Consider the following 9,072-nt stretch of genomic DNA (forward strand, 5'->3'; position numbering starts at 1 on the left):
ATTACACGGAAAAGATAATAAAAAAGGAGTAGAAAACCTTTTGTTTTCTACTCCTTTTAATTAACAGTTTATTCGTGAAAAGACTTTTTCAGTGCCCTCGCCGCGACGAATGCTTTTTTACTATTTAAAACTATTTCTTAAAATTATCCTTTTAAGCTCGCAGATAAATACTCACGGTTCATACGTGCAATATTTTCAAGAGAAATTCCTTTAGGACATTCTACTTCACAAGCTCCGGTATTGGTACAGTTACCAAAACCTTCTAAATCCATTTGGTGAACCATGTTTAGTACACGTTCTGTAGCCTCAACTTTACCTTGCGGCAACAATGCGTATTGAGATACTTTTGCACCAACGAATAACATTGCTGACGAGTTTTTACAAGTTGCAACACAAGCCCCACAACCAATACAAGCGGCAGCATCAAATGATTTATCTGCATCGTGTTTGTTAATCGGAATTGTATTTGCATCGATTGTATTTCCTGAAGTGTTTACCGAGATAAATCCACCAGCATGTTGAATTCTCTCAAAAGAACTTCTGTCAACCACTAAATCTTTAATTACCGGGAAAGCTTTTGCTCTAAATGGTTCGATAAAAATCGTATCACCATCTTTAAACATACGCATGTGCAATTGACAAGTAGTTACTCCTCTGTCTGGTCCGTGTGCCTCTCCATTGATGAACAATGAACACATTCCGCAGATTCCTTCACGACAATCGTGATCAAATGCTACTGGCTCTTCTCCTTTGTTGATTAATTGTTCGTTAAGAACATCAAGCATTTCAAGGAAAGACATATCTGGTTCGATTCCATCAATTGGGTAATCAACAATTCCCCCTTTATCCTGGGCGTTTTTCTGACGCCATATTTTTAATGTAAGTTTCATTTTGTATAAGTTTTAAGTATTAAGAAGTATCTAAACTTTCTTAAATACTATTTATAGCTTCTTTGAACTAATTTAATATTTTCGTAAACTAGAGGTTCTTTGTGTAATACAGCATCACTTGGTTTTCCTTTGTATTCCCAAGCTGCAACGTATGCAAAGTTTTCATCATCACGAAGTGCTTCTCCTTCTTCAGTTTGGTATTCTTCACGGAAGTGACCTCCACAAGATTCATTACGGTGTAATGCATCTTTCGCGAACAATTCTCCTAACTCTAAGAAATCGGCAACACGAGTCGCTTTCTCTAATTCTTGATTAAATTCGTTAGCGCTTCCAGGAACTTTTACATCTTTATAAAACTCTTCACGTAAAGCGGCAATTTCTTCGATAGCTTCAGTTAAACCTTTAGCATTACGAGCCATACCAACTTTATCCCACATGATTTTTCCTAATTTTTTATGGAAATAATCAACAGAATGAGTTCCTTTATTATTGATAAATCTGTCGATTTGATCTTTTACAGCTTTCTCTGCTTCTACGAATTCTGGTAAATCTGTAGAAATTTCACCCATTTTAATATCCGGAGCCAAATAATCTCCAATAGTATATGGAAGAACAAAATATCCATCAGCTAAACCTTGCATCAAAGCAGAAGCTCCAAGTCTGTTTGCTCCGTGATCAGAGAAGTTCGATTCTCCAATTGAGAAACATCCCGGAATTGTAGTCATTAAGTTATAATCAACCCATGTTCCACCCATTGTGTAGTGAACCGCAGGATAAATCATCATTGGCGTTGTATAAGGATCTTCGTCAACGATTTTGTAATACATTTGGAATAAGTTTCCGTATTTACTTTTCACGATTTCCGCTCCTAATTTAGTTACTAAGGCAGCATCGTTTGCATCTAAACCTTTTACGAAAGCTTCTTCAGTTCCGTAACGTTTAATTGCTGCGGCAAAATCTAAGTAAACTGCTTCTCCCGTTTTGTTAACTCCAAAACCAGCATCACATCTTTCTTTTGCAGCACGAGATGCAACGTCACGTGGTACCAAGTTACCAAAAGCAGGATATCTTCTTTCTAAGAAATAATCTCTTTCAGCTTCAGATAAATCAGTTGCTTTTTTCTTTCCTTCACGAATTGCCTGAGCATCTTCTAATTTTGCAGGAACCCAAATACGACCGTCATTACGTAGCGACTCAGACATCAAAGTCAATTTTGACTGGTGATCCCCAGAAACCGGAATACATGTTGGGTGAATTTGTGTGTAACAAGGATTTGCGAAAAACGCTCCTTTTTTATGAATTTTCCATGCTGCTGTTGCGTTACTTCCCATAGCGTTTGTTGATAAGAAAAATACGTTTCCGTATCCTCCAGAACCAACTACTACTGCGTGAGCAGAATGTCTTTCTATTTCTCCGGTAATTAAATTACGAGCGATAATTCCTCTCGCTTTTCCGTTAACGATTACGATGTCAAGCATCTCGTGACGGTTGTACATTTTTACTTTACCACGACCAATCTGACGATTCATTGCAGAATAAGCTCCTAACAATAATTGTTGTCCGGTTTGTCCTTGTGCGTAAAAAGTACGAGAAACCAAAGTTCCTCCAAAAGAACGGTTATCTAAAAGTCCGCCATATTCACGAGCCAATGGCACCCCTTGAGCCACACATTGGTCAATAATATTTGCCGAAACTTCAGCTAAACGGTGAACGTTTGCTTCACGCGCACGGTAGTCACCCCCTTTTACAGTATCATAAAATAATCTGTAAACCGAGTCACCATCACCTTTATAATTTTTTGCCGCATTGATACCTCCTTGTGCTGCAATAGAGTGCGCACGACGAGGTGAATCCTGAAAGCAAAATGCTTTTACGTTATATCCCAGCTCAGCCAAAGTTGCTGCCGCAGAACCTCCAGCCAAACCTGTACCAACAATGATAATATCTAAATTACGTTTGTTAGCAGGGTTTACTAAATTAATATGATCTTTATAATTTGTCCATTTGTCCGATATTGGACCATGTGGAATTTTTGAATCTAATGCCATTATAATTGATATTAATTATTGAAATGATGAAATAATGCGATAATTACGAAAAGTGCCGGAACTATAACTGCAAACCAGTAACCCACTTTACTTAAAAATCTGGAATATTTATTGTGCATCCCCATTGATTGAAGAGAAGATGCGAATCCGTGCCAAAGGTGGAATCCTAAAAGCACGAAAGAAATGCAGTATAATCCCGTACGAATTGGATCGTGGAATTTGTGCACTAATTCTCCATAATACCTTGTAGCATCTGGCGCAGTACCTGCAATGTATTTATAACTAACTTCTGGAAACCAAAAATCATAAAAGTGCAATCCTAAGAAAGCCAAAATAACCAATCCAGAAATAATCATATTTCTAGAACTCCAGGAAGCATTTGCAGCTCCGTTGTATTTTGCATAAGCAATTGGTCTTGCTGCGCTATTTTGAACAGTCAGTACGAATCCCATAATGAAATGAAAAATTACTCCGACGGCCAAAACAGGTTGCATTACATATTGAATTAGCGGATTGTAACCCATAAAGTGAGAAGCTTCGTTAAAAACATTTTCACTAAGAACAGAAATGAAATTTAAGGTAACATGCAGCGCTAAAAACGTGATTAAGAATATTCCCGAAAGTGCCATAGCCACTTTCTTTAAGATGGAAGCATTCAATAGTGCAGATTGTGCCATAAGTGTTTAAGTAGTTTGTTTTAAAAAATTAGACAAAAATAACTCAATTAACAAAGAACTACAACCATTTCGTTGTTATTTATAATGATTTTAAAATAGACTACGTAATACGTAGTTTTACGTATAAAAAATACTTAATATCAAATAATTTTATTATAAAAAACTAAAAACACACACTTTAACAAAATTATTTAACAGCAGCAATGATGATTTGAGTCTGACAAAACTTTATCAAATTACTATTTTAATCAAACTTTTAATTTGTTTTCTTCAAAAGTGCCTTCTATTCTAAATTTTGTAGACGAAAAAAATGGTCATTCCATTACATAATTTTACCTTTATCGGCTTCAAAAAAAATGAGAATGAAAACAGGAATTGATGCTATCTCTTTTGATGTAGCCAACATACATTTACCCATCAGAACTTTGGCGGTTGCCAGAAATATTGAACCAGAAAAATTAGAAAAAGGTCTCGGATTAATTAAAATGACCTTACCAGATGTTCACCAGGATGTTGTAGTTTTTGGAGCAAACGCTTTAACCAAACTTATTTTGGAGAACGAAATAAACTTAAATGAAATCAGCCGGATTTATGTGGGTACCGAAAGTGGTATCGACAGTTCGAAACCAATCAGCTCGTATTTAATCAATTTAATGGAACAGAAATTTGGCGAAGATACCCTTGCCGAATGTGATGTTGTCGATTTTACTTTTGCCTGCATTGGTGGTGTTGATGCACTGCAAAACTGTATTGATTTTGTAAAACTGAATCCGACGAAAAAAGCAATTGTGGTTACTACTGATTTTGCGAAATACGATTTAAATTCCACAGGAGAATATACTCAGGGCGCCGGAGCTCTGGCAATGTTAGTGACTTCAAACCCTAGAATTATCACTTTTGATGAAAATTGGGCGACAAGTACAAAAGGTGTTTTTGACTTTTTTAAACCTTACAGAACTATCTCAAAAGAAGCGATTACGAAAAATGAAAACAACGATCTCTGGTTTGATAATTTAGAAGCTGAAATCGAAATTCACAAAGATCAACCGGTTTTTGACGGTCAATATTCGAATCAATGTTATATGGATCGTACGCGGAATGCTTACTTCTCCTTCAAAAAACTAAAAAACACAACCGAAACTTTATACAATACCTGGAACAGCATTATTATGCACTTGCCGTATTCTTTTCAGGGACGCAGAATGTTATCTGAAATTTACGCTTTAGACAGCGCTGAGAAAATCATTTCAGAAAATATCGAACCGGCAGATTATCAGAATAAAATTAAAGAAGTTGGAAAATCTGACGACTATAAAAAGTTTGTAACCGAGAAATTACAGCCTGCAGAATTGGCTTCTTCTATAATTGGAAACCTTTATACAGGTTCTATTTTCATGGGTTTATTATCTACTTTGGCTCATTATTACGATACAAAGCAAGAAGTTGCGGGAACTAAATTCGGTTTCCTGGCTTACGGCAGCGGATCAAAATCGAAAGTTTTTGAAGGGACAATTCAACCGGAATGGCAATCGGCTTTAGCCAAAACCAAACTTTTTGAAAATCTGGAAGAAAGTACAGAAATTGGTTTTGAAACTTATGAAAGCCTTCATAAAAAGCAACAAAAACAAAGTGTTCGAACTCCTAGAAACGAATGGGTTTTAGATCGAATTGAAAAAGAGATTCCTAATTTGATTGGAGCGAGATATTATAAATGGATTGAATAGAAATTCCAATTTTTATCCCGAGGCTTCGGGACCAAATTCCAATAAACACAAAAACCGAAGCTTAATGTTTCGGTTTTTTTGTGCGATTAAATCTAACCGCAAAGCACACTAAGGTTTACCAAAGGTTCGCAAAGCTTTGCGAACTTATCTTAAGACATTGTATGGATAAAAAAAACCTTTGCGCACTTTGCGGTTAAATAACACAATCAGTCCTTTTTATGCTGTTCCGTATAAGTTCGATTGCCCTTAATAGCTTCATCATGCACATGCATTCCGTTTGACATTCCAAGCATAAAGGCAGTGATAATTAAAAGTAGTTTTCTTTTTATCCAATGAAGTGGTCGTTTAGATGGCTCTAAACGTGTTTTATTTTTGTGTTTATACATTTTACAAATGATAAATGATTAGACATTATTTTATCATTTTATGCGTTGAAACGCATAAATGTCTAGAAAAGAATTTTCCTAAACGCTGTATAAACTTTTATATAAACTGGATGAAGTTGTTATTTCATTTAAAAAAACAGCTTGTCTTATAAATGAATTTATATTTTGATGAAGAAGATTTTGTAATTTTTGAATAATATGAATTTGAAAACTCCGCACCTGTTTAAACGCCAGATAATTTACAGGAATAGAAAATGCAATTTTTAATCGGGAAACAAATTGATTAAATACGTATAAACGAGATTTTTGTGAATCTAATTCTCGTCTTGAGATAACAAACGAAGATTGATAATAATCTGCCGGTTTTGATTGAGAAACTAAAGTACCATCACTTGCTATCACGACAAAAGCGAGAAAGAGATAGATTAGGTATTTTAGGTGTTTATTCAATTTTGTTTAGATTGTCAATTATTTCTTTCAAACGAAAATACAAATTAAAACAACAAACTTGGTTCTATCAATAACTTATTTCAAAGTCAATTCATTTTCTTCTTTTCTAAGTAGCAACAAGCCCAATCCTGAAACAAAGACCACACAACCCAACAACATATAAACTCCATTTTTCAATATAAAAAAGGAGAAACCAATTGCTAACGAAGAAACAAAAACCATTGCAACACTTATCGTATTGGTTTTGATAAAATTCAACGCGTGAAGAGAGAGTCCAATAAAAAGCAAGGACGGACCAACAATCACAAAAGGATATGAAATTGATGGTACATTACTAATATGTTGACTTAATTGTTCTCTCGCAAAATCATCATTACCAAAACCCGACATTATAAAATCGATTGTACAGAGGCCAATATGCGCAATAACCCCAAAATCCGTAACAACCGAAGCTATAGAATTTAATCTGCTTTTAGGAAATACATCATTAAACGATAACAACAGACAAGCGCCAATTAAATTGAACCAATGCGCAAAATCAATTGAATCTTGAAAGTCTGGTAATACTTTAGAAAATAACAAATAACTTGTAACGAAAAATAGCAGTCCGAGCGTGCAAAGATGTTTTGTTTTCATAATTTATTTTAAAATTGATGAAACAAAACTAGAATGAAAAACTTCTGTAAATGCCAATATCATTGACTTTGGTACAAAACCTATTGTTTTAGGTACGAAATTATAAAGTCAATATACTTTCTTTAAAATTCTTAGAAACCGGAAGTTCTATTTGAGTCAGAATAACGGCATTTGAGTTTCTCCAGGATTTAAAATGTGAAGGGTTTATTAAATGGGAACGATGAATTTGAACTAAAAAAGTAAAATCTTCGAGAATTTTTTTGAGTGACGAACGAATCAATTTTGAATGCAATTTTTCGTTTTCGATATAAAAAATCTCCACATAATTTTGAGCATTAGAAATACAAACCAAATCGGTCTTTTTGATTTTTAGAATATCTAGTTTATTTTCTCCTATAAAAATTAAAACATCATCTTTTATAGGAATAAGTTTAATCAAATATCTTCTCGCCAGAATAATTACAGGCGTTAAAATCAAGGCGACTTTGAGAAAAATGACAGAGAAAAACTCCACAAAACTATAACCACCTTTTAAAATTGGACTTTTATAAAAAGCATAAATTCCAAATAGATAAAGTAGAAAAAAGAAAAAAACACTTCCAATTTCTAAACTGAGATTCCACTTTGAGATGTTTTTGTAAATGCTTTTTTGAAGAACAGCCAAAACGCCGTAACAGAAAAAAGCCAAAATACTAAAACCAAAACTAATCAAAAACCAGGATCGGAAATTTAAAGTTCCGTCATCAAAAGGTTTTATGATGAATGCGAATACAAAAATCCATAAAGCAATCAGAAGCCCAACTACCAAATGATGTTTTATTGATGGATTTAATCCTTTCATTACTTATAAATAGTAAACTTATTATGGGATAAAGTAAAACCAAGATTTTCGTAAATCATAACATTTTCTACTCTTCTTTTATTTGTGGTTACTTCGATGCTTTTTTAATTTATTCTTTTCTGCATATTGCATGATTTTTTCGATGATTTGTTGTCCGATGCCTTTGCCACGATGACTTTCATTTATAAAAATTCCTGTATTTCACCAACTCGTCCGCAATGATGCAAAAGATTTTGTGTATGAAAACTAATAAAACCCACTTCTTCATTTTCATTTTCTGCAATCAAATAAAGATTATTTGGGTTGGCGATGTTTTCATTGAAGATTGCTGCAAATCCTTCGAAGTCTAATTCTTCATTTTCAAGTTCGCATATTGATTTGTAGACGAAATTTAAGTCTTGGGTTTGGATTTTTCTTATTTGGAGTTTTGAATTCATATGTTATTGTGGTAAAAAGTACTATAAATATTCCCACGTTATCTTTGGATTTGGTCTTTTGACCTTATATTGCTTTTCATTTATCTCTGAAAAAGTTAATCCTGTTACTTTACTTTTAATTAACTCATCCATTAATTCCTCAGAAACATAAGTCATCCAAGAATACCTAAGCTGAAATAAATCTATATTCTTGTCAAAATTTTCATTTAAAAAGATATGTTCTGTTTTATCAATATAAATACCATTTTTCTCAAATTCCGTTTTTTCATAATCAATCCAATGTTCATTATTTGAAATATGAAAGAAATCAAAATTAAATGCAAAATATTCATCATCCAATTTTTTTCTCGATTTGATAATACCTAAAATCTTTTTGCGCACGAAAATATCAACTGGATAAAATCTATGCTTTGGCAAACTAAATTGCTCCAAAATATCTTTTACTTTTTTAGAAACACAAAATTTATCGATTGTTCCAAATATAAAATCATTTACTTTATTAAAATTAGGACCATCATAAATTTCAATGGCCAAATTAGGCATAAAGGAAGGGAAATCTTTATGCTCATGAATGTAATTCTTTAAAGCTGAAGCTGAAGTTTTACCTTTCCAATTGTAATTATTTGGAGATTCTCCTGCACTGTCATCACTTACTTCTAATATGTAATATTTTTTCATTAAAGGATATTTCTTTTTAATAAACAATCACCAAATTATTACTCCACAAAGTATTTGTTATTGCTAAAATAATGCTTTCCCATTTAACTCGAAATTAATTACAATAATCTTCTTATGAAACCGTGAGCGTGAGGGATTGAGGCGATATCTCCCGATTTAGAAAAACAAGGCTTTTTAGCCTACCGTCTGGACACATCTCTAAAGATTATCCAGCCTTGCATGACTGAATTGAATTTTTGCAGGCCAATCCAAAAGGTTGTGATACCAGGTTTTCTTTCAGAAAGATAACCTTTCCATCCTCCTAA

10 protein-coding genes are annotated in these 9,072 nt (G+C 33.6%); 1 reads left to right on the forward strand and 9 read right to left on the reverse strand.

Annotation, left to right across the window (positions count from 1 at the left end):
- Window positions 1–143: 143 nt before the first annotated feature.
- From ASC72_RS14490 to ASC72_RS14500, 3 genes are read right to left on the reverse strand one after another with little or no spacing between them, the layout of a single operon-like run.
- Window positions 144–890, reverse strand: a complete 747-nt coding sequence (locus ASC72_RS14490) for a succinate dehydrogenase/fumarate reductase iron-sulfur subunit (protein ID WP_056191995.1) — start codon at window positions 888–890, stop codon at window positions 144–146.
- A gap of 47 nt (window positions 891–937) precedes the next feature.
- Complete coding sequence (locus ASC72_RS14495; protein ID WP_056191999.1) at window positions 938–2,938, reverse strand: fumarate reductase/succinate dehydrogenase flavoprotein subunit; 2,001 nt, start codon at window positions 2,936–2,938, stop codon at window positions 938–940.
- 11 nt (window positions 2,939–2,949) lie between these two features.
- Window positions 2,950–3,615, reverse strand: a complete 666-nt coding sequence (locus ASC72_RS14500) for a succinate dehydrogenase cytochrome b subunit (RefSeq protein WP_056192002.1) — start codon at window positions 3,613–3,615, stop codon at window positions 2,950–2,952.
- Window positions 3,616–3,977: 362 nt separating this feature from the next.
- Here ASC72_RS14500 and ASC72_RS14505 point away from each other — a divergent pair, with 362 nt between their 5' ends.
- Entirely contained in the window at window positions 3,978–5,339 is a 1,362-nt protein-coding gene (locus tag ASC72_RS14505; protein ID WP_056192003.1) for a hydroxymethylglutaryl-CoA synthase family protein, read from the forward strand.
- 206 nt (window positions 5,340–5,545) lie between these two features.
- Here the strand turns inward: ASC72_RS14505 and ASC72_RS14510 are convergent, their stop codons facing one another.
- From ASC72_RS14510 to ASC72_RS14535, 6 genes are all read right to left on the reverse strand, one after another.
- Entirely contained in the window at window positions 5,546–5,725 is a 180-nt protein-coding gene (locus tag ASC72_RS14510) for a hypothetical protein (RefSeq protein WP_056192006.1), read from the reverse strand.
- Window positions 5,726–6,250: 525 nt separating this feature from the next.
- A complete protein-coding gene (locus ASC72_RS14520; protein WP_056192012.1) occupies window positions 6,251–6,811 on the reverse strand; it encodes a hypothetical protein in 561 nt (186 codons plus the stop codon).
- 100 nt (window positions 6,812–6,911) lie between these two features.
- On the reverse strand, window positions 6,912–7,652 hold the full coding sequence (locus tag ASC72_RS14525; protein WP_056192016.1) for a LytTR family DNA-binding domain-containing protein: 741 nt from the start codon (window positions 7,650–7,652) through the stop codon (window positions 6,912–6,914).
- A 78-nt stretch (window positions 7,653–7,730) separates the two neighbouring features.
- A complete protein-coding gene (locus ASC72_RS24540; RefSeq protein ID WP_371258461.1) occupies window positions 7,731–7,844 on the reverse strand; it encodes a GNAT family N-acetyltransferase in 114 nt (37 codons plus the stop codon).
- A complete protein-coding gene (locus ASC72_RS24545) occupies window positions 7,835–8,089 on the reverse strand; it encodes a hypothetical protein (RefSeq protein ID WP_241775709.1) in 255 nt (84 codons plus the stop codon). Before ASC72_RS24545 ends, ASC72_RS24540 begins: the two co-directional genes overlap by 10 nt.
- Window positions 8,090–8,110: 21 nt before the next feature.
- Entirely contained in the window at window positions 8,111–8,767 is a 657-nt protein-coding gene (locus tag ASC72_RS14535; protein WP_131725821.1) for a hypothetical protein, read from the reverse strand.
- Window positions 8,768–9,072 lie beyond the last annotated feature (305 nt).

It is taken from the genome of Flavobacterium sp. Root420, assembly GCF_001427905.1.
Classification (GTDB): domain Bacteria; phylum Bacteroidota; class Bacteroidia; order Flavobacteriales; family Flavobacteriaceae; genus Flavobacterium.

Coding starts and splice junctions, on each gene's coding strand:
- ASC72_RS14490 (WP_056191995.1), bottom strand. CDS start 890: ATGAAACTTACATTAAAAATATGGCGTCAGAAAAACGCCCAGGATAAA.
- ASC72_RS14495 (WP_056191999.1), bottom strand. CDS start 2,938: ATGGCATTAGATTCAAAAATTCCACATGGTCCAATATCGGACAAATGG.
- ASC72_RS14500 (WP_056192002.1), bottom strand. CDS start 3,615: ATGGCACAATCTGCACTATTGAATGCTTCCATCTTAAAGAAAGTGGCT.
- ASC72_RS14505 (WP_056192003.1), top strand. CDS start 3,978: ATGAAAACAGGAATTGATGCTATCTCTTTTGATGTAGCCAACATACAT.
- ASC72_RS14510 (WP_056192006.1), bottom strand. CDS start 5,725: ATGTATAAACACAAAAATAAAACACGTTTAGAGCCATCTAAACGACCA.
- ASC72_RS14520 (WP_056192012.1), bottom strand. CDS start 6,811: ATGAAAACAAAACATCTTTGCACGCTCGGACTGCTATTTTTCGTTACA.
- ASC72_RS14525 (WP_056192016.1), bottom strand. CDS start 7,652: ATGAAAGGATTAAATCCATCAATAAAACATCATTTGGTAGTTGGGCTT.
- ASC72_RS24545 (WP_241775709.1), bottom strand. CDS start 8,089: ATGAATTCAAAACTCCAAATAAGAAAAATCCAAACCCAAGACTTAAAT.
- ASC72_RS14535 (WP_131725821.1), bottom strand. CDS start 8,767: ATGAAAAAATATTACATATTAGAAGTAAGTGATGACAGTGCAGGAGAA.